Raw genomic sequence first — 25,511 nt, 5'->3', positions numbered from 1 at the left:
CTTACCGTTCCATGCTGTGACTGCGGGGCCGGCGTGCCGGCCCCGATGGTTCGGATCCTAGACCACAGGGTGAAGTAGATGCTGCAAGGCTATTCCCAACTGATTTTCGAGGGGGCTCTGGTGACGTTGGAGCTGGCCCTCAGTTCCGTGTTGCTGGCGGTGGTGATCGGCCTGATCGGCGCCGGTGGCAAACTGTCTCATAACCCCTTTATCTCCGGCCTGTTCGGCGCCTATACCACGCTGATCCGCGGCGTGCCCGATCTGGTGCTGATGCTGCTGATTTTTTACGGTCTGCAAATCGCGCTGAACAATATCACTACGCTGCTGGGCTTCGCGCAGATCGATATCGATCCGCTCGGCGCCGGCATCATTACCCTCGGCTTTATCTACGGCGCTTATTTTACCGAGACCTTCCGCGGCGCTTATCTGGCGGTGCCGAAAGGGCAGATCGAAGCGGCGACGGCCTATGGCTTCAGCGGCGCGCAGATCTTCCGGCGCATTCTGTTCCCGGCGATGATGCGTTTCGCCCTGCCGGGCATCGGCAATAACTGGCAGGTGATCCTGAAGGCGACGGCGCTGGTGTCGATTCTCGGCCTGAACGATGTGGTCAAAGCCACGCAGCTGGCGGGAAAAGGCACCTATCAGCCGTTCTTCTTCGCCATCGTGGCCGGCGTGGTGTATCTGATCTTCACTACCGTTTCCAACGGCGTGCTGCTGTGGCTTGAACGGCGTTACTCACTGGGCGTCAAGAGGGCCGAACTATGATCGAGATCCTGCAACAGTATTGGCAGTCGCTGCTGTGGAGTGACGGCTACCGCTTCACCGGCGTGGCGATCACGCTGTGGCTGCTGATTGCCTCGGTGGTGATGGGCGGGCTGCTGGCGATCCCGATGGCGGTGGCGCGCGTTTCTTCCCTTCGCTGGGTGCGTTTCCCGGTGTGGCTCTACACCTATGTGTTTCGCGGTACGCCGCTGTACGTGCAACTGCTGGTGTTCTACTCCGGCATGTATAGCCTCGAGATCGTGCGCGGCAGCGAGTTTCTCAATGCGTTTTTCCGCAGCGGGCTCAACTGCACCATCCTGGCGCTGACGCTCAACACCTGCGCTTATACCACCGAGATCTTCGCCGGGGCGATCCGCTCGGTGCCGCACGGTGAAATCGAGGCCGCCAACGCCTACGGTTTCTCGCGTTTCAAGATGTATCGCTGCATCATTTTGCCTTCGGCGCTGCGCACCGCGCTGCCGGCTTACAGCAACGAAGTGATCCTGATGCTGCACTCCACCGCGCTGGCGTTTACCGCCACCGTGCCGGATCTGTTGAAGATCGCGCGCGACATCAACGCCGCGACCTATCAGCCGTTTTACGCCTTCGGCATTGCGGCGGTGCTGTATCTGATCATCTCCTACGTGTTAATCAGCCTGTTCCGCAAAGCTGAGAAACGCTGGATGGCACACGTTAGTCACTGATAAATGACGGGAAGAAAACCATGTCTGAGAATAAATTAGCCGTCACGGAACTGCACAAACGCTATGGCGACCACGAAGTGCTGAAGGGCGTCTCGCTGGCGGCCAACGCCGGGGATGTGATCAGCATCATCGGCTCCTCCGGCTCCGGCAAAAGCACCTTTCTGCGCTGCATCAACTTCCTTGAGAAGCCGAGCGAAGGTTCGATCAGTCTGAACAACGAAGATATTCGCATGGTGCGCGACAAGGACGGCCAACTGAAGGTATTCGACAAGAAGCAGCTGCAGCTGTTGCGCACCCGCCTGACCATGGTATTTCAGCACTTTAACCTGTGGAGCCACATGACGGTGCTGGAGAACGTGATGGAAGCGCCGGTGCAGGTGCTGGGGCTGAGCAAGGCCGACGCGCACGAGCGCGCGGTGCGCTACCTGGACAAAGTGGGCATCGACGAGCGGGCGCGCGGCAAATACCCGGTGCACCTGTCGGGCGGCCAGCAGCAGCGCGTCTCTATCGCCCGCGCATTGGCGATGGAGCCGGAGGTGCTGCTGTTTGACGAACCGACGTCGGCACTGGATCCCGAACTGGTGGGCGAGGTGCTGCGCATCATGCAGAAGCTGGCGGAGGAGGGGAAGACCATGGTGGTGGTGACGCACGAAATGGAGTTTGCGCGCCACGTTTCCAACCACGTGATCTTCCTGCACAAAGGGTTGATTGAAGAACAGGGGCCGCCGGCCGAGCTGTTCGGCAACCCCAAAAGCCCGCGCCTGCAGCAGTTCCTGTCCGGCGCGTTGAAGTAACGTCAGATCAGCGGGCTTCGGCCCGCTGATTGATCACGTCATCCAACGCCTGTTCCAACTCCAGATAGCGGAAGTGGAAGCCGGCTTCTTCCAGCCGTTTCGGCACCGCCCGCTGGCCGCCGAGCACCAGCACCGCCGCTTCCCCCATCAACAAGCGCATGACGAACGCCGGCACCCGCAGAAACGCCGGGCGATCGAGCACGTTGGCCAGTTGGGCGACGAACTGTTCGTTATGCACCGGGTAGGGGGCGACCATGTTGAACGGGCCGGTCAGCGTGGCGTGATCCAGCAGATAAATAATGCCGTTGACCATGTCGTCGAGATGGATCCACGGCAGATATTGGCGGCCGTCGCCGATCGGGCCGCCCAGCCCGAAGCGGAACGGCGGCAGCATTTTGGCCAGCGCGCCGCCTTGTGGCGCCAGCACCACGCCGGTGCGCAGCAGGCAGACGCGGGTGGCGTCGCTCTGCGCCTGCAGCGCCAGCGCTTCCCAGCGTTGGCACAGCTGGTGGGTGAATTCGTCGTGCGGCGGCTCCTCTTCGGTGACCACCGCCTGCCCCTGATCGCCGTAGTAGCCGACGGCGGAACCGGAAATCAGCACGCCGGGGGGCGTGCTGCCGGCCTTGATCAGCTGCGCCAACCGTTCGGTCAGATCCCAGCGGCTGCGGCACAGGCGCTCTTTCTGCTGCGCGCTCCAGCGCTTGTCGGCGATAGGTTCGCCGGCGAGGTTGATCACTGCGTCGAAGTCATCCAGCGACTGCCGGTCGTCCAGCGTTTGCCAATAGCTCGGCCGGTCGCCCAGCCTGGCTCGGGCGCGCCGCTCGTCGCGGGTCAGTACCGTAATGTGGTGAGAAAGCGCCAGCAGTCTTGCCGTCAGGCTGCTGCCTATCAATCCCGTTGCGCCGGTGATCAGGATCCGCATGGTCGACCTCCCTGAGTTAGCCCCGGCGGTAGCTCATGGTCATGGAGACCGAATCGGCGTAGCGCAGAGCCAGAAGTTTATCTATCTCCACTTCAGCATAGGTTACCCAGGCGTGTTCTTTTACGATGTCGAGCACATCCTGCGTTAATTTTTCCAGCAATGCGAAACGGTTATCTTCCACATGGCGGATGATCGCTTTGGTGATGGTGCGGTAGTTGAGCGCGTCGGCGATGTCTTCGCTGTTGCGCGCCTTATCCGCCGGGTAGTGGATCACCACGTTGATCAGAACGTCCTGCCGGTTGTTGATTTCCTCTTCCTTGATACCGATGAACGTGCGCAGCCGCAGATTTTTAATGCGAATAACGGCGTCGGGTTGACTGAAAGACATCAGAGATTCTCCATAGGTCTGATTATTAGCGTTCAGAATACACGGAAAGTAAGGAAATGATAACGTGAGGACGATGTGACTCCCCGGCCGACGGGGAGTCGGGGGAGGCGCTTAGGCTTGTTCGGCCAGTTTGTAGGCGCGCTCGGTCGCCGGGCGGTTGCTGATGCGCTCGAACCAGTTGCGCACCGCCGGGTAATCTGCCAGATCGATGCGCTGGCGCGGATGCGACACCACCCACGGGTAGGTGGCGATATCGGCGATGCTGTAGTTGTCGCCGCCCAGGTACGGGTGTTTTTGCAGTTCAGCTTCCAGCACGCCGTACAGCCGCTTGGTCTCCAGATGGTAACGCTCGATGGCGTAAGGCACCGGCTGCGGCGCGTAGTGATTAAAGTGATGATTCTGCCCGAGCATCGGCCCGAACCCGGCCACCTGCCAGAACAGCCACTGCAGGGTGGCGGCGCGTTCGCGCAGGCCCTTGCTCAGCAGCTTGCCGGTCTTCTCCGCCAGATACAGCAGGATTTCCCCGGACTCGAACAGGCTGATTGGCGCGCCGCCGTCCACCGGTTGCTGATCGACGATCGCCGGGATTTTGTTGTTGGGAGAAATGCTCAGAAAGTCCGGTTTGAACTGCTCGCCGGCGCTGATGTTTACGCGATGGATACGGTAGGGCAAGCCGACCTCTTCCAGAAACAAGGTGATCTTGTGACCATTGGGAGTAGGCGCGTAATACAGGTCAATCATGTTGCCTCCTGCGGTAAGGTGATCTGTAATTCATTACACGTTGCTGCGGTCTTCGCCGCGCACAAAGGTATATCAGAGATCCAACAATAGCAGCTAAGGATAGCAGGCTATGTGGGATTCGTCCGATGCTATCTGCGCAGTTGGATCACAATTCTCCACCGGGGCGGTCGGCGGTTTGCCGCACGGCGCCGGCGCGGTAAAATGGCGCTTATTTCCCTCTATAGGACAAGGTTATGAAGCTGATGTTCGCCTCGGATATCCACGGATCGCTGCCGGCTACCGAACGCGTGCTGGAATTGTTCGCACAACACGGCGCCGACTGGCTGATTCTTCTGGGTGATTTGCTGAATCACGGCCCGCGCAACGCGCTGCCCGCCGGGTATCAGCCCGCTCAGGTTGCCGAACGATTGAATCGCTATAGCGACAAGATCATCGCCGTTCGCGGCAATTGCGACAGCGAGGTCGATCAGATGCTGCTGACGTTTCCCATCGAGGCGCCCTGGCAACAGGTTTTACTGCAAAAAAGACGATTGTTTTTGACCCACGGTCACCTTTATCATCCCTCGGCACTGCCGCCGTTATCCCGCGGTGACGTCCTGGCCTACGGCCATACGCATCTGCCGCAGGCGGAGCGGCAGGGTGAGATCTATTGCTTCAATCCAGGCTCGGTCAGCATCCCGAAAGGGGGCTTTCCGGCCAGCTACGGCATGTTGGATCGGGGCACTTTGCGCGTGCTGGCGCTCGACGACGGCAAGGTCGTCGCGGAGGTGGCGTTAACACGCTAAACGCACTAATTTATACACACACAATAAAAATCTTTGAAAAACACTCATTGATTAACCAGCGCGCGGGATGCATCGCGCCAAAATAGAAGGTTTTAGAGGATGGCGGAACAGGGTCAGGCTGCAGATACCGAATGGGTTGATATCGTCGACGAGCAAAACGAGGTGATTGCGCAATCCAGTCGTCAACAGATGCGGGCGGAGCGGCTGCGTCATCGTGCTACCTATATTGTGGTGCATGATGGGATGGGAAAAATTCTGGTGCAGCGTCGCACCGAGATCAAGGACTTCTACCCGGGCTGGCTTGACGCGACGGCGGGTGGCGTAGTGCAAAGCGGTGAAAACGTACTGGATTCGGCGCGCCGCGAGGCGGAAGAAGAGCTGGGCATCGCCGGCGTGCCCTTCGCCGAACACGGTCTGTTCTACTTCGAAGAAGAGCAGTGCCGGGTGTGGGGGGCGCTGTTCAGCTGCGTATCGCACGGCCCGTTCGCGCTGCAGGAAGAAGAAGTGGCTGAAGTGTGCTGGCTGACGCCGGAAGAGATCACCGCGCGCTGCGACGAGTTTACCCCGGATTCGCTGAAGGCGCTGTCGCTGTGGCTGACGCGCAACAACGAACAGGATTACGGTAAGCCGCTCGACAACCACTGAGACGCCAACGCGTGAGAAAGCCGGTCATCGACCGGCTTTTTTTATGCTGTGGATTCAGCAACTGTCGCGGCGGCACAGCGTGGCGGGCAGGGAGCCCGCCGGTTGCCAGGGTTGCTCGTTCAGCCGCGCCAGCAGCGCCTGGCCGGCCTGAATGCCGATGTCGCGATGCGGAATGGTCATGGTGGTCAGCGGCGGCTGGCACACCCGGCTGAACTCGCTGTTGCCGAACCCCACCACCGCCAGATTGTCCGGCACCTTGATGCGCCGCCGCTGGCATTCATACAGCGCGCCACCGGCCAGTTCGTCCGAGGCGCACACCAGCGCGTCCAGCTCCGGCCAGGCCAGCAAAAATTCCGGCAGCTGCTGCGCGCCGGTGCTGAAGCTGGCGGGCTGCGCGGCGTTGATCACCCGATGCGGCGACATATGGTTGCGCAGAAGCGCCTTGTGCCAACCCTGCAGGTGCTGCTGGAAAATCCACTGTTCCTGATTGGCGCACAGCAGCCCGATATTCTGATAGCCGCCGGCGATCACCGTTTGCGTCAGCTGATACATGGCCGCCACGTAATCGATGCCGATGCTCATGTCGATCGGATCGGCGCGCACGGCGCCGATCTCCACCACCGGAATGTTGGCGGCGATCAACGCGTTGCGGGCATTTTGCGAATGCTCGACGCTGAGCAGCACCGCCGCCGCCAGGTTGTAAGAGAGCAGGGTCTCCAGCAGTCTCTCCTCGCGTTCCAGGTGGTGCTGCGACTCCGCCAGCATGATGTGATAGCCGGCGGGCTGCAGCACTTTCTGCAGACCGGCGAACATCTCGGCGCAGCCGGATTCGGACAGGCTGGGCACCACCATGGCGATGGTGTAGGAGGAGGCCGACGCCAGCGAACTGGCGGCCAGGTTGGGCAGATACCCTAACTCGCTCACCGCGGCTTCAATCTTCTCGCGCAGTTTGTCTGAAACCTGCTCCGGCGTGCGCAGCGCGCGCGACACCGTCATGGTGCCGACGCCCGCCAGCTGCGCTACGTCAGCCAACGTCACCCTGCCCGTGCTGCGTCGTTTTTTACCGATCGACATGCCAAATCCCGACTGAAATGCGCGCGCGGCGCATAAAAATGGTGAGGGTGGGAAGCCGACGGCGCGGCTTCGACGATCCCCGTATGTGGCACATTCTACCCCGTTACCCGAAAGAGCGAGAAAAAATTGTGGTTAACGTCATGCCGCGGCGCGGCGTTTTGATAGCGCTATCACAGATCTGCATGATAGCGCTTTGGTAGCGCTATCTTTGTGATATCCATCACTGTGTGGCCGGGAGGGGTTGATTAAAGTTTTACCGTCGTCGGTGAATTAATCACCGGCCGCAATCATCGATTCTCGGGAGGATAACGTGCTGAAAGAGTGGCTGACCGCCGATCATATACAGCTGTGCGAACGGGTGGAGGACTGGCGCCAGGCGGTAACGCTGAGCGCGCAGCCGCTGCTGCAAGACGGCGTGATTACGCCGAATTATCTGACGGCCATCTTTCATCAGCAGGAGAAGCTCGGCCCTTACTTCGTCCTGGCGCCGGGCATCGCCATGCCACACGCCCGGCCCGAGGAGGGCGCCAACGCGCTGGGGTTATCGCTGTTGAAGATCCATCAGGGGGTGAACTTTCATTCCGCGGATAACGATCCGGTTCAGGTGGTGGTGACGCTTTCCGCGCCTGACGGCAACAGCCACATCGAATTGATTTCGCAACTGGCTGAATTATTTTCAGACAATCAGGCAATGGAGGCGTTATTTCACGCCAAAGATAAACGACAAATCGAGGATATTATCGCCCGCTATTAACGTTTAATCACCAGGAGCACGATTAATGCTAACAACGCCGGGAATATGACCGGCGGCGCTACCCTACACGCTAAATTCAACAGGTGGATATCATGAAAATCATGGCGATTTGCGGTTCTGGTCTCGGCAGCAGTTTTATGGTGGAAATGAATATTAAAAAGGTGCTGAAAAAAATGGGCGTGGAGGCCGAGGTCGAACACTCCGATCTGTCGTCGGCCACCCCCGGCGCAGCCGACGTGTTCGTGATGGCGAAAGACATTGCCGACAGCGCCAGCGTGCCGGCCGAGCAGCTGGTGGTGATCAGCAACATCATCGACATCAATGAGCTGGAAGCCAAGCTGCGCGCTTACTTCGAAGCCCACTCAATCCTCTGAATAAAACGATTGGCGAGGTGGATATGTTTATCCAGGAAACGCTTAAGTTTGTGGTGGATATATTAAAGGTGCCTTCGGTGCTGGTCGGGCTTATTGCGCTGATCGGTTTGCTGGCGCAAAAGAAATCCTTTTCCGACGTGGTGAAAGGCACGGTAAAAACCATTCTCGGCTTTATCGTTTTGGGCGGCGGCGCCACGGTATTGGTCGGGTCGCTCAATCCGTTGGGCGGCATGTTCGAACACGCATTTAATATTCAGGGCATCATTCCGAACAACGAAGCGATCGTCTCTATCGCGCTGGAGAAATACGGCGCTTCCACCGCCTTGATCATGGCGTTCGGCATGGTGGCGAACATCGTGGTGGCGCGCTTCACCCGGCTGAAATACATCTTCCTCACCGGCCACCACACCTTCTACATGGCCTGCATGATCGGCATCATCCTGACGGTGGCGGGCTTCGAGGGCGTTCAACTGGTGTTTACCGGCGCGTTGACCCTGGGGCTGGTGATGGCGTTCTTCCCGGCGATCGCCCAGCGCTATATGCGCCGCATCACCGGCAACGACGATATCGCTTTCGGCCACTTCGGCACCCTGGGCTATGTGCTGTCCGGCTGGATCGGCTCGAAGGTGGGTAAGAACTCGCGCTCGACCGAGGAGATGAACCTGCCGAAAAACCTCAGCTTCCTGCGTGACAGTTCCATTTCGATCTCGATGACCATGATCGTCATCTACCTGATCCTGGCGATCTGCGCCGGGCGGGCCTATGTGGAAAGCGAGCTCAGTGGCGGCCAGAACTACCTGGTGTATTCGATTATCCAGGCCATCACCTTCGCCGCCGGGGTGTTCATCATTCTGCAGGGCGTGCGCTTGATTCTGGCGGAGATCGTGCCGGCGTTCACCGGCTTCTCGGAAAAACTGGTGCCTAACGCGCGGCCGGCGCTGGATTGCCCGGTGGTTTATCCCTATGCCCCCAACGCGGTGCTGATCGGCTTCCTGTTCAGCTTCCTTGGCGGGTTGGCCGGGCTGTTCCTGCTGGGGCAACTGAAGATGGTGCTGATCCTGCCCGGCGTGGTGCCGCATTTCTTCACCGGCGCTACCGCCGGGGTGTTCGGCAACGCGACCGGCGGGCGGCGCGGCGCGATGCTGGGCGCCTTCGCCAACGGACTGCTGATCACCTTCCTGCCGGTGCTGCTGTTGCCGGTGCTGGGGGCGCTTGGCTTTGCCAACACCACCTTCTCCGACGCCGATTTCGGCGTGATCGGCATCCTGCTGGGCAATATGGCGCGCTTTATGTCGAAGGAGATGATCATGCTGGCGATCGTCGCCGTGTTCGCGCTGCTGGTGGCGCATAACTTCTTGAGAAAACGCAAAGGCGCGCCGGCCGCTGACCGCGTCGAGAAATAACGAGGGCAGACTGATGAACGACACAACGAGCGAAACGGAAATTGAAGAGCTGCGCACTCTGGCGCGCGCGATCCGTCTGGAAACGCTGAAAGCGCTGACCGGGCTGGGCTTCGGCCACTACGGCGGCTGCATGTCGGTGGTGGAGACGCTGGCGGTGCTGTACGGCGGCGTGATGCGCATCGATCCGGCGGACCCGGACTGGCCGGAGCGCGATGACTTCGTGCTGTCGAAAGGGCACGCCGGCCCGGCGCTGTACAGCACGCTGGCGATCAAGGGCTACTTCCCGCTGGCGGAACTGAAGACCCTCAACCAGAACGGCACGCGCCTGCCGAGCCACCCGGACCGGCTGCGCACGCGCGGCGTGGACGCCACCACCGGCTCACTGGGGCAGGGCGTGTCGATCGCCGCCGGCATGGCGTTATCCCATCGGCTGGCGGGGCGGCGCAATCGGGTGTTCAGCATCCTCGGCGACGGAGAGCTGAATGAAGGGCAGTGCTGGGAGGCGTTCCAGTTTATCGCCCACCACAACCTGAACAACCTGACGCTGTTTATCGATTACAACAAGCAACAGCTGGACGGCGCGCTGGACGAGGTGATCCAACCGTTCGATCTGGCCGCCAAGTTCCGCGCCTTCGGCTTTGAGGTGCAAACCATCAAGGGCGACGACATCGCGGCGCTGCTGGCGGCGGTAGCGCCGGCGCGCGGCGGCGAACAGCGGCCGCTGGCGATCGTGCTCGACAGCATCAAGGGACAGGGCGTGACCTATCTGGAAAACCTGTCGAACTCACACCACCTGCGCCTGACGCCGGACGTGCAGCTGGAGATCGAAAAAGCCATCGCCGAACTGGAGGCCGCCCATGTTTAACGTAGTGACGCAGTTGGAAAACGACGCCGTCGAAATGCGCAAAGTCTACGCCGGCGCGGTGCGGCGGCAGATTGAGGCGGGCGCGCCGATCATCGCGCTGGAGGCGGATTTGATGAGCTCGATGGCGATGGACGGCGTGCACAAGGATCACCCGCAGCACGTGATCAACTGCGGCATCATGGAGGCCAACGTGATCGGCGTCGCCGCCGGGCTGTCGCTTACCGGCCGGGTGCCGTTCGTGCATACCTTCACCGCCTTCGCCAGCCGCCGCTGTTTCGATCAGCTGTTCATGTCGCTGGATTATCAGCGCAACAACGTCAAGGTGATCGCTTCCGACGCCGGGGTAAGCGCCTGCCACAACGGCGGCACCCACATGTCGTTCGAGGACATGGGCATTGTGCGCGGGCTGGCGCATTCGGTGGTGCTGGAAGTGACCGACGCCACCATGTTCGCCGACATTCTGCGCCAACTGATGGATCTGCGCGGCTTCTACTGGGTGCGCACCATTCGCAAGCAGGCGACGCGCATCTACCAGGAAGGCTCGCGCTTTACCATCGGCAAGGGCAACCTGCTGCGCGATGGCGACGACGTCACGCTGATCGCCAACGGCATCATGGTGGCGGAGGCGTTGAAAGCGGCGGAGATGCTGGCGCGGCAGGGCGTCAGCGCGGCGGTGATCGATATGTTCACCCTCAAGCCTATCGACCGTGAACTGATCAAAACCTACGCGGCCAAGACCGGACGCATCGTCACCTGTGAGAACCACAGCATTCATAACGGGCTGGGATCGGCGGTGGCGGAGGTGCTGGCGGAAGAGTGCCCGACGCCGATGCGGCGCGTGGGAGTGAAGGAGCGTTACGGCCAGGTGGGCACCCAGGCGTTTTTACAGCAGGAGTATGGCCTGACCGCCGAACATATTCTGGAGGCTGCCGGGCAGTTGCTGCAAAAGTAGTTCTTGAGTCAATAACAACTGCTGTAACGAATGAGGCTCGGTGCTCTGGATAAAGCATATACCTTCCCCCGGAATTTTGAGTCATGACTCACGTATTATTAACGGATAAGCCCCTTAGGGGGCTTTTTGTTTTCGGTGAATAATAGGTGGTCAATGCTTGGATAAAAATAGATAATAAAAATAAATCAATAAATACAATAAATTATATTCATGGAGTGAATAATGATAACAGCAAGAGGCTCATTCAGAAGGCTGACGCTAGGCGAGATCACGCTATCCCGCTCTCTCTATAAAAATGCCATCGACTACAGTCTTGTTAAAGTGCATAACGCGAGCTATTTCCCGTTTGGTTTGCAGAATGAGGAAACGGCCGTTACGCCTAATGGTGAACTTTATTGGCCTGAAAAACACTTCAGGGAAGATTTTTCCACAGAAACAACGCGCTATCTATGGTGGTTCATGCATGAAATGGCCCACGTATGGCAGTATCAGATGGGGATGAACGTCCGGCTACGGGGAATAATGAGCTGGGCGGTAACTTATAAATACTCGCTGCCCGATTACTACTCATTAGCTGATTATGGTATGGAGGCGCAAGCCAGCCTTCTTGCAGATTACTTCATCCTTTCTCGTTATGGAAAAGAACGGTGGTTTGAGGTGAAGCTGATGCAGGGTATTATAGGTCCAGATTTGAAAAGCCGTTATGAGCATGTTTTGAAAAGATTTCTTAATGCTCCTACCGACAGGAAAAACCTGAAATGAGAAGAATCTATACCCTCATCATGATGATGTTGCTCAGTGGTTGTATGCTTGAAAAGCAACGTTTTTACACTGCGGATATTACGCTACGGGGAAATGATCTCTGTTTCTCTTTGCCGCAGACCTACCAAACACAGAGTGGCAGGGTCAGTCTGGTCAGTATCGCTATTGAACAACGGTTGGGTAGCCAAACGCATGAACTCTGGCGCAGGACCATTCTACCGCCAAAGCCCGCTGAGACGATCACGCCCGGCCGGTGTATCCCATACTCGTTCAAAGCATTTGAGAGCAATATGCCATACACCGTAGCAATCAGTACCGTGGATCCTCAGGATGCGGATTCGAAACGTTTCTGGCAGCGCAGTTTCTCGCTGAAAATCAGTGACGGCCAGATTTCGCAGGTTATTGCCAGCGCGGAGTAATAAAAAGTCAGAGAAGGGATGAATGAAATAACAAGGGCCGGCAATGCCGGCCCTTGTTTCGTTTGGCGATGAATTACGCCTTGGCGGCAGCGTCAGCCTGGGAAGACTGGATCGCCGTCAGCGCGACGGTGTAGACGATATCGTCAACCAGTGCGCCGCGCGACAGGTCGTTCACCGGCTTGCGCATGCCTTGCAGCATCGGGCCGATGGAGACCAGGTCAGCGGAGCGCTGTACCGCTTTGTAGGTGGTATTGCCGGTGTTCAGATCCGGGAAGATGAACACGGTCGCCTGGCCGGCCACCGGCGAGTTCGGCGCCTTGGACTTGGCAACGTCGGCCATGATGGCGGCGTCGTACTGCAGAGGGCCGTCGATGATCAGATCCGGGCGTTTTTCCTGCGCCAGACGGGTCGCTTCGCGCACTTTCTCGACGTCGCTGCCCGCACCGGAGTTGCCGGTGGAGTAGGAGATCATCGCCACGCGCGGCTCGATGCCGAAGGCCGCGGCGGAATCCGCAGACTGGATGGCGATTTCAGACAGCTGCTCGGCGGTCGGATCCGGGTTGATCGCGCAGTCGCCGTAGACCAGTACCTGGTCAGGCAACAGCATGAAGAACACGGAGGACACCAGCGAGCTGCCCGGCGCGGTTTTGATCAGCTGCAACGGCGGACGAATGGTGTTGGCGGTGGTGTGAACCGCGCCGGAGACCAGACCGTCGACTTCGCCCTGTTCCAGCATCAGGGTGCCGAGCACCACGTTGTCTTCCAACTGCTCGCGCGCGACCACTTCGGTCATGCCCTTGCTCTTGCGCAGCTCAACCAGACGCGGCACGTAGTTTTCACGCACGGCGACCGGATCGACGATTTCGATGCCTTTGCCCAACTCAACGCCTTGCGCCGCCGCGACGCGCTGGATCTCGTCCGGGTTGCCGAGCAGCACGCATTCCGCGATGCCGCGTTCGGCACAGATGGCCGCCGCTTTCACGGTGCGCGGCTCGTCGCCTTCCGGCAGCACGATGCGCTTGCCGGCTTTACGCGCCAGCTCGGTCAGCTCGTAACGGAACGCCGGTGGAGACAGGCGACGTGAACGTTCGGAGGTGGCGGTCAGCGAATCGATCCACTCGGTGCTGATGTGGCTGGCCACGTAGTTCTGCACTTTCTCGATGCGCTGGTGGTCGTCCGCCGGCACTTCGAGGTTGAAGCTCTGCAGGCTCAGCGAGGTCTGCCAGGTGTTGGTGTCGACCATGAACACCGGCAGGCCGGTCTGGAAGGCGCGTTCGCACAGCTTCTTGATCGGCTCATCGATGGCGTAGCCGCCGGTCAGCAGGATGGCGCCGATTTCCACGCCGTTCATCGCCGCCAGGCAGGCGGAGACCAGCACGTCAGGACGGTCTGCGGAGGTCACCAGCAGGGAGCCTGGGCGGAAGTGTTCCAGCATGTGCGGGATGCTGCGCGCACAGAAGGTCACGGACTTCACGCGGCGGGTCATGATGTCGCCTTCGTTGACCACGCGGGCCTTCAGGTGGCGAGCCATGTCGATGGCGCGGGTGGCGATCAGATCGAAACTCCACGGCACGCAGCCCAGAACCGGCAGCGGGCTGTTGGCGAACAGCTGCGCAGGATCGACGTGGGCGATGCTGGCTTTGGTGGAGTCGTCGAAGATTTCGGACAGGTCAGGACGGGTGCGGCCCTGATCGTCGACCGGCGCGTTCAGCTTGTTGATGATAACGCCGGTGATGTTTTTGTTCTTGCTGCCGCCGAAGCTGGTGCGCGCCAGTTCGATGCGCTCTTTCAGCTGCGCCGGGGAGTCGTTACCCAGCGCCAGTACGAAGACGATCTCGGCGTTCAGGGTTTTGGCGATCTCGTAGTTCAGCGCGTTGGCGAACTGGTGTTTGCGGGTCGGCACCAGGCCTTCGATCAGCACCACTTCCGCGTCTTTGGTGTTCTCGTGGTAGCGCGCCACGATCTCTTCCATCAGTACGTCTTGCTGGTTGGAGCTCAGTAGGCCTTCAACGTAATCCATGCGCAGCGGTTCGGCCGCCGGGATGGTGGAGTTGCTGCGGATGATGGTGGTGGTCTGGTCGAGCGCGTTGTCGCCGGTGCGCGGTTGAGCGATAGGCTTGAACACGCTCAGACGAACGCCTTTTTGCTCCATGGAGCGGATGACACCCAGGCTGACGCTGGTCAGGCCGACGCTGGTGCCGGTGGGGATCAACATAATAGTACGTGACACAGAATAGTCCTCTTCACGATTAACATGAGGCTAAAACAACACCGTCAGCCTGGGCTGACGGTGTTTTGAGAGCATTACGCGGTCAGGCGGGATGCGTCCTGCGCGATGACCAACTCTTCGTTGGTCGGGATCACCAGCGCCAGGCGGCTGCCGTCTTTGGTGATGGCGCCGGATTTGCCGAAGCGAGCGGCCATGTTGCGGTCGTGGTCGATTTCGAAGCCCAGCAGACCCAGTTTGTTCAGGGTCAGCTCACGCACCATGCCGGCGTTCTCGCCGATGCCGCCGGTGAAGATCACCGCGTCCAGACGGCCTTCCATCAGCGCGCTGTAGGCGCCGACGTATTTGGCCAGACGGTGGCAGAACACGTCCATGGCGCGTTTGGCGTCGGCTTTGCTGTCGTAGTTGTCTTCAACGTAGCGGCAGTCGCTGGTGACTTCGGTCAGGCCCAGCAGGCCGGATTCTTTGGTCAGCATCTTGTTGATCTGGTCAACGCTCATGCCCAGAGAATCGTGCAGGTGGAAGATGATAGCCGGATCGATGTCACCGCTGCGGGTGCCCATTACCAGGCCTTCCAGCGGGGTCAGACCCATGGAGGTGTCAACGCACTGGCCGTTGCGCACTGCGGTGACGGAACCGCCGTTGCCCAGGTGGCAAGTGATCACGTTCACTTCTTCCACCGGCTTGTTCAGCATCTTCGCGGCTTCCTGAGTCACGTAGAAGTGGCTGGTGCCGTGTGCGCCGTAGCGGCGAACGCCATGGTCGCGGTACAGGCTGTACGGCAGGGCGTACAGGTAAGATTCTTCCGGCATGGTCTGGTGGAACGCGGTGTCGAACACGGCAACGTTCTTGTCAGCCAGGTGAGGGAAGGATTTCAGCGCTTCCGCGATGCCGATCAGGTGAGCTGGGTTGTGCAGTGGTGCAAACGGCACGGAATCTTTGATACCCTGCAGAACTTCGTCGTTGATCACGGCGGAGGCGGTGAACTTCTCGCCGCCGTGCACGATGCGGTGGCCGATAGCGGTCAGCTGCGCGGAAAGCTCTGGTTTTTGTGCCAGAATAGTATTAACAATGAAGTTCAGCGCTTCGCTGTGTGCAGCGCCGGCCCCCAGGGCAGCTTCGTGTTTGGCGCCGTCCATTTTCCACTTGATGCGAGCTTCAGGCAGGTGGAAACACTCGGCCAAACCGGAGAGGAATTCGTCGCCGTTAACGGCATCGATGATGGCGAATTTCAGAGAAGAACTGCCGCAGTTAAGAACCAGTACTAGCTTACTCGACATGGAAGTACCTACTTAAATAGTCGTGTTGTTAAAAGAAAATCGAACACACGTGGTGAATTAATCGTCAATCAGACAACAAGCGTAGCGCATAGTGCCGATGACATTTATGATTAACATCATGTGAAGTGCACAAATCACAGGATGATGGAAAAACCGATGATTTCTCTGCGGTTTAAATAATCTTGATTTTTATAGGGCTAAAAGTTGACAAAATTTACGTCATCTTCTACCGGCCACAAGGCCGGCTTAGGATACCGATAGCCCGGTGCAAACACAAAATAAATTTAAAGCTTCAAATTTTTTAGTATGGGCTCTGGCAGCACGCTTTTAGTTTCTTTACGTGACGTTGAGGTACGCAATGACGAGCAAACCGTCCGGTTCCGTAAGCTGGTTTCAGGTCTTCCAGCGCGGGCAGCATTATATGAAAACCTGGCCGTCAGACAAACGTCTGGCACCGGTCTTTCCGGAGAACCGCGTTGCGCGTGCCACCCGTTTCGCTATCCGTTTCATGCCGCCGTTGGCGATTTTCACGCTGACCTGGCAGATCGCGCTCGGCGGCCAACTGGGCCCGGCGATCGCCACCGCGCTGTTCGCCTGCAGCCTGCCGATGCAGGGCTTGTGGTGGCTGGGGCGCCGTTCGGTCACGCCGCTGCCGCCGACGCTGCTGCAATGGTTCCATGAGGTGCGCAACAAGCTGACGGAAGCCGGACAGGCGGTGGCGCCGCTCGAAGGCACGCCGACCTATCAGACGTTGGCTGATTTGCTCAAGCGCGCCTTCAAGCAGCTGGACAAAACCTTCCTCGACGATCTGTAAATGAAAAAAGGCCGCGTTGTGCGGCCTTTTTCGTCTAAGCGCCAATAACCCCGGTTTAAATCAAAGAACGGTCGAGTTGTGATTTCCTGCGTTCTTGCGCTGTGCGATGCTCCCGCCATCACACAGAAATGAGGAAATCCTGATGGAAATGACCAACGCCCAGCGGCTGATCCTGTCGAATCAGTACAAGATGATGACCTTGCTCGATCCGGACAACGGCGATCGTTATCGCCGGTTGCAAACCATCGTCGAACGCGGCTTCGGTTTGCAAATGCGCGAGCTGGATCGCGACTTCGGCGAACTGAGCGAAGAGGTGTGCCGCACCATCATCAACGTGATGGAAATGCATCATGCGCTGCAGGTTTCCTGGGGCAACCTGAAAGAGAAGCAGGATCTGGACGAGCGCCGCCTGGCGTTTCTCGGCTTCGACGCCGCGACCGAGGCGCGCTACCTGAGTTACGTGCGTTTCCTGGTCAGCACCGAGGGGCGTTATACTCACTTTGATTCCGGCAGCCACGGTTTTAACGCCCAGACCAAAATGTGGGAAAAATACCAGCGTATGCTGGCGATCTGGTTGGCCTGTCCGCGCCAGTATCACTTGAGCGCCGTTGAGATAGCGCAAATCATCAATGCTTGATTAAGAAGAGGTTTTCTGTGGAGTGTAAGGGTTTTCTGTTCGATCTTGATGGCACCCTGGTGGATTCGCTGCCGGCGGTAGAGCGCGCCTGGACGCACTGGGCCGAGCGCCGCGGCGTCGACCCGCAAGCGGTGCTGGACTTCATTCACGGTAAACAGGCCATTACTTCTCTGCGCCATTTTATGCCGGGCGAAAGCGAAGCGGAAATTCAGCGCGAATTCCAATTGCTGGAGCAGGTGGAAGCGCAGGATACCGATGGCGTTCGCGCGCTGCCGGGCGCGATTGCGTTGCTGGAGCGCCTGAACGCGCTCGGCATCCCTTGGGCGATCGTCACCTCCGGTTCGGTGCCGGTGGCCGGCGCTCGCCGCCAGGCCGGCGGTTTACCGCAGCCGGCGGTGTTCATCACCGCCGAGCAGGTTAAACATGGCAAGCCGCAGCCCGACGCCTATCTGCTGGGCGCCGAGCGCCTGGGGCTGGCGCCGCACGAGTGCGTAGTGGTCGAAGACGCGCCGGCCGGCATTCTCTCCGGCCTGGCGGCGGGTTGCCAGGTGATTGCGGTCAACGCCCCGGCCGATGCGCCGAAGCTGGAGCAGGTCGACCTGCGGCTGGATTCGCTGGCGCAGATCGCCGTCGATAAAACGGCGCAGGGCGCGATCGTTCGCCGGCTAGTTTAAGCGGCATGATCTTCACCCTAATTGATTAGACCCCGCTTCGGCGGGGTTTTTTTATGCTATTTTTTAGACCCTTGGACATTTGCCGGATGAGGCCGTTTTGAACAGCGAATTACTGTGGGTGCTGAGTTTACTGCTGATTGCCATCGTGCTGTTTACCACCAACAAGCTGCGGATGGACGTGGTGGCGCTGTTGGTGATCATCGCTTTCGTGCTGAGCGGCACGCTCAGCTTGCAGGAGGCGACGGTCGGTTTCAGCGATCCCAATGTGATTTTGATCGCCGCGCTGTTCGTGATCGGCGAAGGGCTGGTGCGCACCGGCGTGGCTTATCAGGTGGGCGACTGGCTGGTGAAAGTGGCCGGCAGCAGCGAAACCAAAATGTTGATGCTGCTGATGGTGACGGTCGCCGGATTGGGGGCATTTATGAGCTCGACCGGCGTGGTGGCGATCTTTATCCCGGTGGTGCTCAGCGTGACGGCGAGAATGAAGATCGCGCCGGGGCGGCTGATGATGCCGCTCAGCTTCGCCGGGCTGATCAGCGGCATGATGACGCTGGTGGCCACGCCGCCCAACATGGTGGTCAACAGCGAACTGGTGCGTGAAGGCATCCATGGTTTCGGTTTCTTCAGCGTGACGCCCATTGGCCTGGCGGTGCTGGCGCTGGGCGTCGGTTACATGCTGATTGCCCGGCGTTGGCTGGGCAGCGGCGACACGGGCAAAGCCGGCGACGACTGGCAGCGCCGCACCTTCCGTGACCTGATCCGCGATTACAAGCTGACCGGCCGCGCGCGGCGGTTGGCTGTCCGTAGCGCTTCGCCGCTGATCGGGCGTTCGCTGGACGAGCTGCACCTGCGCGCGCGCTATGGCGCCAACGTGGTGGGCATCGAGCGCTGGAAACGCTTCCGGCGGGTGATGGTCAGCGCCTCCGGCAACACCGAACTGCGCGAGGGCGACGTCCTCTTGATCGACATGTCGGACAGCCAGGTCGATCTGCGCGAATTCTGCGGCGAGCAGCGGCTGGAGCCGATGGTGCTGCGCGGCGATTACTTCTCGGAACAGTCGCGCAACGTCGGCATGGCGGAGGTGTCGCTGATCCCGGACTCGGCGCTGCTGGGCAAAAGCCTGCGCGAAGCGGCGTTCCGCAGCCGTTACGATCTGAACGTGGTGGGCATCCGCCGCCACGGCGAGACGCTGGGCGGCAAGTTGGTGGACGAGCCGCTGGAACTGGGCGACATCTTGCTGGTGATCGGCGATTGGAAGGCGATTCGTCAGCTGCAGGCCAAAACCCACGACTTTATCGTGCTCAATCTGCCGGCCGAGGTGGACGAAGTGGCGCCGGCCATCACGCAGGCGCCGCATGCGCTGTTTTGCCTGGCGCTGATGGTGGCGATGATGCTGACCGACGAAATCCCCAACCCGATCGCGGCGCTGATCGCCTGTTTGCTGATGGGCAAGTTCCGCTGCATCGATATGGAGAGCGCCTATAAATCGATCCATTGGCCGAGCATTATTTTGATCGTCGGCATGATGCCGTTCGCGCAGGCGCTGCAAAAGACCGGCGGGGTGGATCTGATCGTCAGCGGGCTGATGGACATCGCCGGCGGCGCGGGGCCGCGCGTGATGCTGCTGTGCCTGTTCGTCTTGTGCGCCACCATCGGCCTGTTTATTTCCAATACCGCGACGGCAGTGCTGATGGCGCCGATCGCCATCGCCGCCGCGCGCGAAATGGGGGTATCGCCATACCCGTTCGCGATGATTATCGCCGTCGCCGCGTCCGCCGCCTTTATGACGCCGGTTTCTTCACCGGTCAATACGCTGGTGCTGGGGCCGGGCAATTACAAGTTCGGCGATTTCGTGCGGCTCGGCGTGCCGTTCACCCTGTTGGTGATGGCGGTCAGCGTGATTGTGGTGCCGTGGCTCTACGATTTTTAACGGCGCAACGAGGCTGCGCCGGCGGGGTTACAGCGAGCTGTCGAGGCTGATTTCGTCCAATGACAGACTGAAACTGGGAATGAACACTTCCATGAAGTAGTCCATTTCCGGGCTGCGGCGCTGTTCCAGGGTTTTATCCAGCCGCGCCTTGGCCAGGGTAAATTCGTTGTTACCGGCAGACAGCTCCTCCAGGCATTTCAGGTAGGCGCATAATGCGTCCGCCTGCTTTACCACCTGCTTTTCATCTTCGCTGTAATAGTGCTCATCGAGAATGGTGCGGAAATCGTTGCGCAGTTCCGCGGGGATCATGTCCAGCAGCTTTTGCTGGGCGATCTTTTCGATCTTCTTGTACTCGTGGGAGATCTGCGGATTGTAGTACTTGATCGGCGTCGGCATGTCGCCGGTGATCACTTCGCTGGCGTCGTGATACATCGCCAGCAGCGCAACCCGGTCGGCGTTGAGATTGCCGTTGAACTTGCGGTTCTTGATCACCGCCAACGCGTGGGCGACAAAAGCCACCTGCAGACTGTGTTCGGAGACGTTCTCGGTGCGCACGTTGCGCATCAGTGGCCAGCGGTTGATCAGTTTCAAGCGGGACAGATGGGCGAAGAAATGGCTCTGGCTCATGGTGCTCTCTTTAACGGCAAGTGAGGCCCCCATTGTGAAGCAGTGACGGCGAATTTTGCAACCGGGCAATGAGAGAAGGGCGCAGCAAGGCGCTGCGCCCCAGGCGATTACTGATGGTAGCCTTCAAGGAAGCGGCCCAGCTTGCCGACCGCCATTTCCAGCTCGTCTACGCGCGGCAGGGTGACGATGCGCACATGATCCGGATAGGGCCAGTTGAATGCGGTCCCCTGCACCAGCAGCACTTTTTCCTGCAGCAACAGATCCAGCACCAGCTTCTGGTCGTCATGGATATTGAAGCGTTTGGCATCGATGCGCGGGAACATGTACAGCGCGCCCTGCGGCTTCACGCATGAGACGCCCGGAATGTCATTGAGCAGTTCCCAGGTGCGGTTGCGCTGTTCGTACAGACGGCCGCCGGGCTGAATGAATTCGCTGATGCTTTGATAACCGCCCAGCGCGGTCTGAATGGCGTGCTGCATCGGCACGTTGGCGCACAGGCGCATCGAAGCCAGCATCTCCAGCCCTTCGATATAGCCTTTGGCGTGCTTCTTCGGCCCGTTCAGCACCATCCAGCCCTGGCGGAAGCCCGCCACGCGGTAGGTTTTCGACAGGCCGTTGAAGGTCACAGTCAGCAGATCCGGTGCCAGCGCAGCGATCGAATGATGCTCCGCTTCGTCATACAGGATCTTGTCGTAGATCTCGTCGGCGAAGATGATCAGGTTGTGTTGACGGGCGATCTCGACGATCTGTTCCAGCAGCGCTTTGCTGTAGACCGCGCCGGTTGGGTTGTTCGGGTTGATGATCACGATGCCGCGGGTGCGCGGGGTGATCTTGCTGATGATGTCGTCCAGATCCGGGAACCAGCCGGCCTGCTCATCGCACAGATAGTGCACGGCTTTGCCGCCGGACAGCGAGACCGCGGCGGTCCACAACGGGTAGTCCGGCGCCGGCACCAGCATTTCGTCGCCGCTGTTGAGCAGCGCCTGCATGGATTGAACGATCAGCTCCGAGACGCCGTTGCCAATGTAGATATCCTCAACGGTCACGTCACGCATGTTGCGCGCCTGATAGTGCTGCATGATCGCTTTACGCGCCGAGAAGAGGCCCTTGGAGTCGGAGTAGCCTTGCGCCGTGGGCAGATTGCGGATCACGTCGACCAGGATTTCGTCCGGGGCGTCGAAACCGAACGGGGCAGGGTTGCCGATGTTCAGTTTCAGGACTTTGTTGCCTTCTTCTTCAAGACGTTTAGCTTCTTTAAGCACCGGGCCGCGAATGTCATAGCAGACGTTGTCCAGTTTGCTGGATTTCTCAATGGGGGACATAAAAAGTTGAGCCTTTTGCTGGGATAGGGGCGCTCCTACCGTGGGACGCCGCAACCCGCCCAATGTACTCCTGGCGTAGTTGCTTTTGAAGGGTTTTGCACGCCTTTGGTGCAAATGCATGTCGTAACGGGGGATTTTAGTTATGATAAGCAAAGGTAAAGTTATTTTGTGGTTCATAATTTCATGAACTATAATTTTACTAGGGTTTTGTTCTGTAAAATCACGTGTCGATAAACGAGACGTGTCGGCGATCGCGGCCGGCAGCAGTGAACTGATAAGCCGAAAGTGAGAATAGGCTTCAATAAACTGTAAAGGAACGATAATACCGGAGTTGTCTGATAGCGGGTTGCCGGTTAGCGCACCACACTAAAAAAATGGCATATTTACATTAGCTTTACTTTATATTTCAGCTTAAGCATTGTTTATGTGGTTATAGGATTATTATTTAAAGTAAAAATCTTACTGATTGAATTTATTAAATTCATTGAGTGATAACACGACGTTGGTGCCGTTAATTATTTATTTTTCTTACTCTGTAATGCAGCCTGAACGCCGGTTGATAAGGATTCTCAGTAGCACGAATGGAGTGGAAATTAGGCAGTATCAATGAGTAAAATCTCAGGTTCGGTGGGGGTTTTCCCTTCCCACCGGTATTCAGTCCCCCGCGTTCTATAAGCACCATCGATAGATCGCATTTTAAAAAGCGATAGAGGTAACGAATCATAAGTAATTTTTTTGCCCTCCACTTATGAGTGGGGTACTGTCATAACAGGCTCCGTCCTTTTCAACGGCGTCTGAGAAACACACCAGGGTAGTAGTTCGTAAATTAGAATTTAAAAAAGTGAAGAATACACTATGACAACTGCAAATCGTCCGATACTTAATCTCGACCTCGATCTGCTAAGAACCTTTGTTGCGGTTGCTGATTTGAATACCTTCGCGGCGGCGGCTGTTGCCGTTTGCCGTACGCAATCAGCCGTCAGCCAACAAATGCAGCGATTAGAGCAACTGGTCGGCAAAGAACTGTTTGCCCGCCATGGGCGCAACAAACTCCTGACTGAGCATGGTATTCAGCTTCTCGGTTATGCCAGGAAGATCCTGCGCTTTAACGACGAAGCCTGTACCTCGCTGATGTACAACAATATTAAAGGTGTTCTGACCATCGGCGCTTCCGACGACACCGCCGATACCATTCTGCCTTTCTTGTTGAACCGCGTGACCGCCATTTATCCGAAGCTGGCCATTGATGTGCGCGTAAAGCGCAGCACGACGATGGTCGATCTGCTGGAAGAGGGGGAGATCGATCTGGCGGTGACCACGGCCGATCCGGCCGGGCACCCGCACATCGTGCTGCGCACGTCGCCGACGCTGTGGTACTGCGCTGCCGATTATCACTATCAGGCCGGCGAACCTATCCCGCTGGTGGTGATGGATGAACCAAGCCCGTTCCGCGCGTTGGCGATCAAACAGTTGGACGAAGCCGGTATCCCGTGGCGTATCGCCTACGTCGCCTCCACGCTGTCCGCGGTGCGGGCGGCCTGTAAGGCCGGCCTGGGCGTGACCGCGCGGCCGATCGAGATGATGAGCCCCGATCTGCGGGTGCTGGGCGCGGTGGAAGGTTTGCCGCCGCTGCCGGATACCCAGTATGTGCTGTGCAAAAACGCGCAGTGCAGCAACGAACTGGCCATGGCCATCTTCAGCGCGATGCAGGGCGGCGATGACAGCTATGGCTTCAACGGCGCGGAAGCCGGTCTCCAGAGCGATCAGGATGATGCCAGCCTGGTGGACGAAGAAGAATAACGCCGCGGCGTGATATCTGATGAAAAACCTCTGCTTCGGCGGAGGTTTTTTTTGGCCGTTTTTTGATGATTTCTACTGTTATAGAGGTTTAAGTATGATTTTGTTATGAGTCGTCTGTTTTATTAACTTTTAAGCGTTGCTGAAAAGAGAGTTTGACCGGATTTAAGATGCTGGGTTCGTTTTTTGCACAATAAGATTGAATGAGTTAAAGGCATGGTAATAGCATGGTTATTTTGTTAGCTTATGGCGGTCGTTTTTGCGGCTTAATTTGAGGAAAATTGTTAAAGGGCCACACTTTTTTTGAGGATTTATGCTGAAAACGTGTCCTGGATCAAAAAAATACCCCTAGGTAGTGAGTGGAAGAACAGGGAATTCCTGAGACAATGGTATAGTAAAACTGAAATGTGCATGTTGGTTTATATCTATCTGTTTCTACACAAAAATTAACTGACACGATTTAGCCTGTCCCTGGCGCATCAAATGTTAATCAAATGATACGTATGTAAACTAGTGTGTAGATACTTTTGTCAAAGTTGACAAAAGGTTATAGAAAGGAGTAAAAAGCCCACAGAAAAACGCTGCCTAACTCGCTGTAAAAGCAGTTTGTTTGTGTGGTTATTTATCCTTCCCTTAAATCGATGTGGCGCACTAACTGCCGGTGACAAGAGCAGTGCGATCGACGCCACTTTTGATGAGTAAGCATAGAGTATGTCAACAACCACTGAAGTTATCGCTCATCACTGGGCGCTCGCCGTATTTCTCGTCGTGGCTATCGGGCTTTGCGGCTTAATGCTGCTGGGTGCGTTCTTCTTGGGCGGGAGAGCCCGGGCGCGCGCCAAACACACCCCGTTTGAATCAGGCATCGACTCGGTCGGCACGGCGCGCATGCGCTTGTCCGCCAAGTTCTACCTGGTGGCCATGTTCTTCGTTATTTTCGACGTTGAAGCCTTATACCTGTATGCCTGGTCGGTCTCGATTCGCGAGAGCGGCTGGGTGGGCTTTATCGAAGCCGCCATTTTCATTTTGGTGCTATTGGCCGGTCTGGTTTATCTGGTGCGCATCGGCGCGTTGGATTGGACTCCGGCGCGTTCCCAACGCCGCAGCAAACCGAGCACGATCACTAACACCAACAGTCATCCGCAGTAACAGCGAGGCATTAAGATGGACTATACGCTCACCCGCATAGACCCGAACGGTGAGAACGACCGTTATCCCCTGCAAAAACAGGAGATCGTCGCCGATCCCCTGGAACAACAGGTTCACCGCACGGTTTACATGGGTAAACTCGAACATGCGCTGCATGACATGGTGAACTGGGGGCGTAAAAACTCTATTTGGCCGTATAACTTCGGCCTTTCGTGCTGTTACGTGGAGATGGTGACGTCGTTTACCGCCGTTCACGACGTGGCGCGTTTCGGTGCGGAAGTGTTGCGCGCCTCCCCGCGTCAGGCTGACCTGATGGTGGTAGCCGGGACCTGCTTCACCAAAATGGCCCCGGTCATCCAGCGCCTGTACGAGCAGATGCTGGAGCCTAAGTGGGTGATCTCGATGGGCGCCTGCGCCAACTCCGGCGGCATGTACGACATCTATTCCGTGGTGCAGGGCGTGGACAAGTTCCTGCCGGTCGACGTGTACATTCCCGGCTGCCCACCGCGTCCGGAAGCCTACATGCAAGCGCTGATGCTGCTGCAGGAATCCATCGGCAAAGAACGTCGCCCGCTGTCGTGGGTTGTCGGCGATCAGGGCGTTTACCGCGCCAATATGCAGTCTGAAAGAGAGCGTAAACACGGCGAGCGCATCGCGGTGACCAACCTCCGGACGCCTGACGAGATTTAAGACGTTCATTTAACGTCCAT

Annotated in this window: 27 protein-coding genes; 19 read left to right on the top strand and 8 right to left on the bottom strand. The window is 58.2% G+C overall.

Going from position 1 to position 25,511, the window contains the following annotated elements; all coding sequences use genetic code 11:
* Window positions 1-78: 78 nt before the first annotated feature.
* From ACTJJ6_RS05825 to hisP, 3 genes are read left to right on the top strand one after another with little or no spacing between them, the layout of a single operon-like run.
* Window positions 79-765 carry a histidine ABC transporter permease HisQ gene (locus tag ACTJJ6_RS05825; RefSeq protein ID WP_016926884.1) on the top strand — a complete coding sequence of 229 codons (687 nt, stop codon included), beginning with the start codon at window positions 79-81 and terminating at the stop codon, window positions 763-765.
* Window positions 762-1,466, top strand: a complete 705-nt coding sequence (locus ACTJJ6_RS05820) for an ABC transporter permease (RefSeq protein ID WP_004936100.1) — start codon at window positions 762-764, stop codon at window positions 1,464-1,466. The genes ACTJJ6_RS05825 and ACTJJ6_RS05820 overlap by 4 nt, the downstream gene beginning before the upstream one ends.
* A gap of 20 nt (window positions 1,467-1,486) precedes the next feature.
* Window positions 1,487-2,260 (top strand): histidine ABC transporter ATP-binding protein HisP, encoded by a 774-nt coding sequence (gene hisP / locus ACTJJ6_RS05815; RefSeq protein WP_004936098.1) that lies wholly within the window; start codon window positions 1,487-1,489, stop codon window positions 2,258-2,260.
* A gap of 7 nt (window positions 2,261-2,267) precedes the next feature.
* Here hisP and ACTJJ6_RS05810 read toward each other — a convergent pair whose 3' ends face one another.
* The 3 genes from ACTJJ6_RS05810 to yfcG form a co-directional block, all read right to left on the bottom strand.
* Window positions 2,268-3,182, bottom strand: a complete 915-nt coding sequence (locus ACTJJ6_RS05810; protein ID WP_049300066.1) for a TIGR01777 family oxidoreductase — start codon at window positions 3,180-3,182, stop codon at window positions 2,268-2,270.
* 16 nt (window positions 3,183-3,198) lie between these two features.
* Window positions 3,199-3,570: a dihydroneopterin triphosphate 2'-epimerase gene (gene folX / locus ACTJJ6_RS05805; protein ID WP_004936094.1), complete on the bottom strand. Its 372-nt coding sequence runs from the start codon at window positions 3,568-3,570 to the stop codon at window positions 3,199-3,201.
* Between the two features lie 111 nt (window positions 3,571-3,681).
* Window positions 3,682-4,311, bottom strand: coding sequence for a GSH-dependent disulfide bond oxidoreductase (gene yfcG, locus ACTJJ6_RS05800; protein WP_016926886.1), 630 nt, complete (start codon window positions 4,309-4,311; stop codon window positions 3,682-3,684).
* Between the two features lie 233 nt (window positions 4,312-4,544).
* Here yfcG and yfcE point away from each other — a divergent pair, with 233 nt between their 5' ends.
* On the top strand, window positions 4,545-5,096 hold the full coding sequence (gene yfcE / locus ACTJJ6_RS05795) for a phosphodiesterase (RefSeq protein WP_016926887.1): 552 nt from the start codon (window positions 4,545-4,547) through the stop codon (window positions 5,094-5,096).
* A gap of 99 nt (window positions 5,097-5,195) precedes the next feature.
* The gene (gene yfcD, locus ACTJJ6_RS05790; protein WP_004936086.1) at window positions 5,196-5,741 is read left to right on the top strand and encodes an NUDIX hydrolase YfcD; all 546 of its coding nucleotides are present in this window, start codon (window positions 5,196-5,198) and stop codon (window positions 5,739-5,741) included.
* 54 nt (window positions 5,742-5,795) lie between these two features.
* Here the strand turns inward: yfcD and ACTJJ6_RS05785 are convergent, their stop codons facing one another.
* On the bottom strand, window positions 5,796-6,815 hold the full coding sequence (locus ACTJJ6_RS05785; protein WP_016926888.1) for a LacI family DNA-binding transcriptional regulator: 1,020 nt from the start codon (window positions 6,813-6,815) through the stop codon (window positions 5,796-5,798).
* A gap of 310 nt (window positions 6,816-7,125) precedes the next feature.
* Between ACTJJ6_RS05785 and ACTJJ6_RS05780 the strand changes: the two genes are divergently transcribed.
* The 7 genes from ACTJJ6_RS05780 (at window position 7,126) to ACTJJ6_RS05750 (ending at window position 12,344) form a co-directional block, all read left to right on the top strand.
* Entirely contained in the window at window positions 7,126-7,569 is a 444-nt protein-coding gene (locus ACTJJ6_RS05780; RefSeq protein WP_016926889.1) for a PTS sugar transporter subunit IIA, read from the top strand.
* 92 nt (window positions 7,570-7,661) lie between these two features.
* Window positions 7,662-7,943, top strand: coding sequence for a PTS sugar transporter subunit IIB (locus ACTJJ6_RS05775; RefSeq protein WP_015378585.1), 282 nt, complete (start codon window positions 7,662-7,664; stop codon window positions 7,941-7,943).
* A gap of 23 nt (window positions 7,944-7,966) precedes the next feature.
* On the top strand, window positions 7,967-9,346 hold the full coding sequence (locus ACTJJ6_RS05770; protein ID WP_016926891.1) for a PTS ascorbate transporter subunit IIC: 1,380 nt from the start codon (window positions 7,967-7,969) through the stop codon (window positions 9,344-9,346).
* A 13-nt stretch (window positions 9,347-9,359) separates the two neighbouring features.
* Window positions 9,360-10,211, top strand: a complete 852-nt coding sequence (locus ACTJJ6_RS05765) for a transketolase (RefSeq protein ID WP_033639778.1) — start codon at window positions 9,360-9,362, stop codon at window positions 10,209-10,211.
* Complete coding sequence (locus tag ACTJJ6_RS05760) at window positions 10,204-11,163, top strand: transketolase family protein (RefSeq protein ID WP_016926893.1); 960 nt, start codon at window positions 10,204-10,206, stop codon at window positions 11,161-11,163. The genes ACTJJ6_RS05765 and ACTJJ6_RS05760 overlap by 8 nt, the downstream gene beginning before the upstream one ends.
* Window positions 11,164-11,385: 222 nt before the next feature.
* Window positions 11,386-11,925 (top strand): hypothetical protein, encoded by a 540-nt coding sequence (locus ACTJJ6_RS05755; RefSeq protein WP_016926894.1) that lies wholly within the window; start codon window positions 11,386-11,388, stop codon window positions 11,923-11,925.
* Window positions 11,922-12,344, top strand: coding sequence for a putative T6SS immunity periplasmic lipoprotein (locus ACTJJ6_RS05750; RefSeq protein ID WP_016926895.1), 423 nt, complete (start codon window positions 11,922-11,924; stop codon window positions 12,342-12,344). The genes ACTJJ6_RS05755 and ACTJJ6_RS05750 overlap by 4 nt, the downstream gene beginning before the upstream one ends.
* 73 nt (window positions 12,345-12,417) lie before the next feature.
* Here the strand turns inward: ACTJJ6_RS05750 and pta are convergent, their stop codons facing one another.
* Both pta and ackA read right to left on the bottom strand, forming a co-directional pair.
* On the bottom strand, window positions 12,418-14,574 hold the full coding sequence (gene pta, locus ACTJJ6_RS05745) for a phosphate acetyltransferase (protein ID WP_028127748.1): 2,157 nt from the start codon (window positions 14,572-14,574) through the stop codon (window positions 12,418-12,420).
* Between the two features lie 74 nt (window positions 14,575-14,648).
* Window positions 14,649-15,851: an acetate kinase gene (ackA, locus tag ACTJJ6_RS05740; RefSeq protein WP_004936063.1), complete on the bottom strand. Its 1,203-nt coding sequence runs from the start codon at window positions 15,849-15,851 to the stop codon at window positions 14,649-14,651.
* A gap of 358 nt (window positions 15,852-16,209) precedes the next feature.
* On the opposite strand from ackA, the gene yfbV reads away from it, so the two are divergent.
* The 4 genes from yfbV (at window position 16,210) to ACTJJ6_RS05720 (ending at window position 19,906) form a co-directional block, all read left to right on the top strand.
* On the top strand, window positions 16,210-16,665 hold the full coding sequence (gene yfbV, locus ACTJJ6_RS05735) for a terminus macrodomain insulation protein YfbV (RefSeq protein ID WP_004936061.1): 456 nt from the start codon (window positions 16,210-16,212) through the stop codon (window positions 16,663-16,665).
* A 142-nt stretch (window positions 16,666-16,807) separates the two neighbouring features.
* Complete coding sequence (locus ACTJJ6_RS05730; RefSeq protein ID WP_016926898.1) at window positions 16,808-17,302, top strand: YfbU family protein; 495 nt, start codon at window positions 16,808-16,810, stop codon at window positions 17,300-17,302.
* A gap of 17 nt (window positions 17,303-17,319) precedes the next feature.
* Entirely contained in the window at window positions 17,320-17,976 is a 657-nt protein-coding gene (locus ACTJJ6_RS05725; protein WP_016926899.1) for a sugar phosphatase, read from the top strand.
* Window positions 17,977-18,055: 79 nt separating this feature from the next.
* The gene (locus ACTJJ6_RS05720) at window positions 18,056-19,906 is read left to right on the top strand and encodes an SLC13 family permease (RefSeq protein WP_206194839.1); all 1,851 of its coding nucleotides are present in this window, start codon (window positions 18,056-18,058) and stop codon (window positions 19,904-19,906) included.
* Window positions 19,907-19,933: 27 nt separating this feature from the next.
* Here the strand turns inward: ACTJJ6_RS05720 and yfbR are convergent, their stop codons facing one another.
* Together yfbR and ACTJJ6_RS05710 are read right to left on the bottom strand one after the other, a co-directional pair.
* Window positions 19,934-20,533, bottom strand: coding sequence for a 5'-deoxynucleotidase (gene yfbR / locus ACTJJ6_RS05715; protein WP_440803108.1), 600 nt, complete (start codon window positions 20,531-20,533; stop codon window positions 19,934-19,936).
* A gap of 107 nt (window positions 20,534-20,640) precedes the next feature.
* Window positions 20,641-21,855, bottom strand: a complete 1,215-nt coding sequence (locus ACTJJ6_RS05710) for a pyridoxal phosphate-dependent aminotransferase (RefSeq protein ID WP_004936047.1) — start codon at window positions 21,853-21,855, stop codon at window positions 20,641-20,643.
* An 855-nt stretch (window positions 21,856-22,710) separates the two neighbouring features.
* Here ACTJJ6_RS05710 and lrhA point away from each other — a divergent pair.
* The 3 genes from lrhA (at window position 22,711) to ACTJJ6_RS05695 (ending at window position 25,491) form a co-directional block, all read left to right on the top strand.
* The gene (lrhA, locus tag ACTJJ6_RS05705; protein ID WP_049300063.1) at window positions 22,711-23,655 is read left to right on the top strand and encodes a transcriptional regulator LrhA; all 945 of its coding nucleotides are present in this window, start codon (window positions 22,711-22,713) and stop codon (window positions 23,653-23,655) included.
* 708 nt (window positions 23,656-24,363) lie between these two features.
* Window positions 24,364-24,801 (top strand): NADH-quinone oxidoreductase subunit NuoA, encoded by a 438-nt coding sequence (gene nuoA, locus ACTJJ6_RS05700; RefSeq protein ID WP_004936040.1) that lies wholly within the window; start codon window positions 24,364-24,366, stop codon window positions 24,799-24,801.
* Window positions 24,802-24,816: 15 nt separating this feature from the next.
* Window positions 24,817-25,491, top strand: a complete 675-nt coding sequence (locus tag ACTJJ6_RS05695; RefSeq protein ID WP_004936039.1) for a NuoB/complex I 20 kDa subunit family protein — start codon at window positions 24,817-24,819, stop codon at window positions 25,489-25,491.
* The last annotated feature ends 20 nt before the right edge of the window (window positions 25,492-25,511 follow it).

Source organism: Serratia sp. 22278 (genome assembly GCF_052045405.1).
Lineage (GTDB): Bacteria > Pseudomonadota > Gammaproteobacteria > Enterobacterales > Enterobacteriaceae > Serratia > Serratia marcescens.
The sequence above is the reverse complement of the archived record's forward strand: the minus strand, read 5'-3'. Positions and strand labels throughout refer to the sequence as shown.

What these genes read in the sequence shown, in the direction of transcription:
- yfcD (WP_004936086.1), top strand. Translation starts at nt 5,196, where the DNA reads ATGGCGGAACAGGGTCAGGCTGCAGATACCGAATGGGTTGATATCGTC.
- ACTJJ6_RS05730 (WP_016926898.1), top strand. Translation starts at nt 16,808, where the DNA reads ATGGAAATGACCAACGCCCAGCGGCTGATCCTGTCGAATCAGTACAAG.
- nuoA (WP_004936040.1), top strand. Translation starts at nt 24,364, where the DNA reads ATGTCAACAACCACTGAAGTTATCGCTCATCACTGGGCGCTCGCCGTA.
- ACTJJ6_RS05820 (WP_004936100.1), top strand. Translation starts at nt 762, where the DNA reads ATGATCGAGATCCTGCAACAGTATTGGCAGTCGCTGCTGTGGAGTGAC.
- folX (WP_004936094.1), bottom strand. Translation starts at nt 3,570, where the DNA reads ATGTCTTTCAGTCAACCCGACGCCGTTATTCGCATTAAAAATCTGCGG.
- ACTJJ6_RS05765 (WP_033639778.1), top strand. Translation starts at nt 9,360, where the DNA reads ATGAACGACACAACGAGCGAAACGGAAATTGAAGAGCTGCGCACTCTG.
- yfbV (WP_004936061.1), top strand. Translation starts at nt 16,210, where the DNA reads ATGACGAGCAAACCGTCCGGTTCCGTAAGCTGGTTTCAGGTCTTCCAG.
- ACTJJ6_RS05750 (WP_016926895.1), top strand. Translation starts at nt 11,922, where the DNA reads ATGAGAAGAATCTATACCCTCATCATGATGATGTTGCTCAGTGGTTGT.
- ACTJJ6_RS05695 (WP_004936039.1), top strand. Translation starts at nt 24,817, where the DNA reads ATGGACTATACGCTCACCCGCATAGACCCGAACGGTGAGAACGACCGT.
- ACTJJ6_RS05755 (WP_016926894.1), top strand. Translation starts at nt 11,386, where the DNA reads ATGATAACAGCAAGAGGCTCATTCAGAAGGCTGACGCTAGGCGAGATC.
- ACTJJ6_RS05770 (WP_016926891.1), top strand. Translation starts at nt 7,967, where the DNA reads ATGTTTATCCAGGAAACGCTTAAGTTTGTGGTGGATATATTAAAGGTG.
- ACTJJ6_RS05785 (WP_016926888.1), bottom strand. Translation starts at nt 6,815, where the DNA reads ATGTCGATCGGTAAAAAACGACGCAGCACGGGCAGGGTGACGTTGGCT.
- hisP (WP_004936098.1), top strand. Translation starts at nt 1,487, where the DNA reads ATGTCTGAGAATAAATTAGCCGTCACGGAACTGCACAAACGCTATGGC.
- ackA (WP_004936063.1), bottom strand. Translation starts at nt 15,851, where the DNA reads ATGTCGAGTAAGCTAGTACTGGTTCTTAACTGCGGCAGTTCTTCTCTG.
- lrhA (WP_049300063.1), top strand. Translation starts at nt 22,711, where the DNA reads ATGACAACTGCAAATCGTCCGATACTTAATCTCGACCTCGATCTGCTA.
- ACTJJ6_RS05760 (WP_016926893.1), top strand. Translation starts at nt 10,204, where the DNA reads ATGTTTAACGTAGTGACGCAGTTGGAAAACGACGCCGTCGAAATGCGC.
- ACTJJ6_RS05825 (WP_016926884.1), top strand. Translation starts at nt 79, where the DNA reads ATGCTGCAAGGCTATTCCCAACTGATTTTCGAGGGGGCTCTGGTGACG.
- yfcE (WP_016926887.1), top strand. Translation starts at nt 4,545, where the DNA reads ATGAAGCTGATGTTCGCCTCGGATATCCACGGATCGCTGCCGGCTACC.
- yfbR (WP_440803108.1), bottom strand. Translation starts at nt 20,533, where the DNA reads ATGAGCCAGAGCCATTTCTTCGCCCATCTGTCCCGCTTGAAACTGATC.
- ACTJJ6_RS05775 (WP_015378585.1), top strand. Translation starts at nt 7,662, where the DNA reads ATGAAAATCATGGCGATTTGCGGTTCTGGTCTCGGCAGCAGTTTTATG.
- yfcG (WP_016926886.1), bottom strand. Translation starts at nt 4,311, where the DNA reads ATGATTGACCTGTATTACGCGCCTACTCCCAATGGTCACAAGATCACC.
- ACTJJ6_RS05710 (WP_004936047.1), bottom strand. Translation starts at nt 21,855, where the DNA reads ATGTCCCCCATTGAGAAATCCAGCAAACTGGACAACGTCTGCTATGAC.
- ACTJJ6_RS05810 (WP_049300066.1), bottom strand. Translation starts at nt 3,182, where the DNA reads ATGCGGATCCTGATCACCGGCGCAACGGGATTGATAGGCAGCAGCCTG.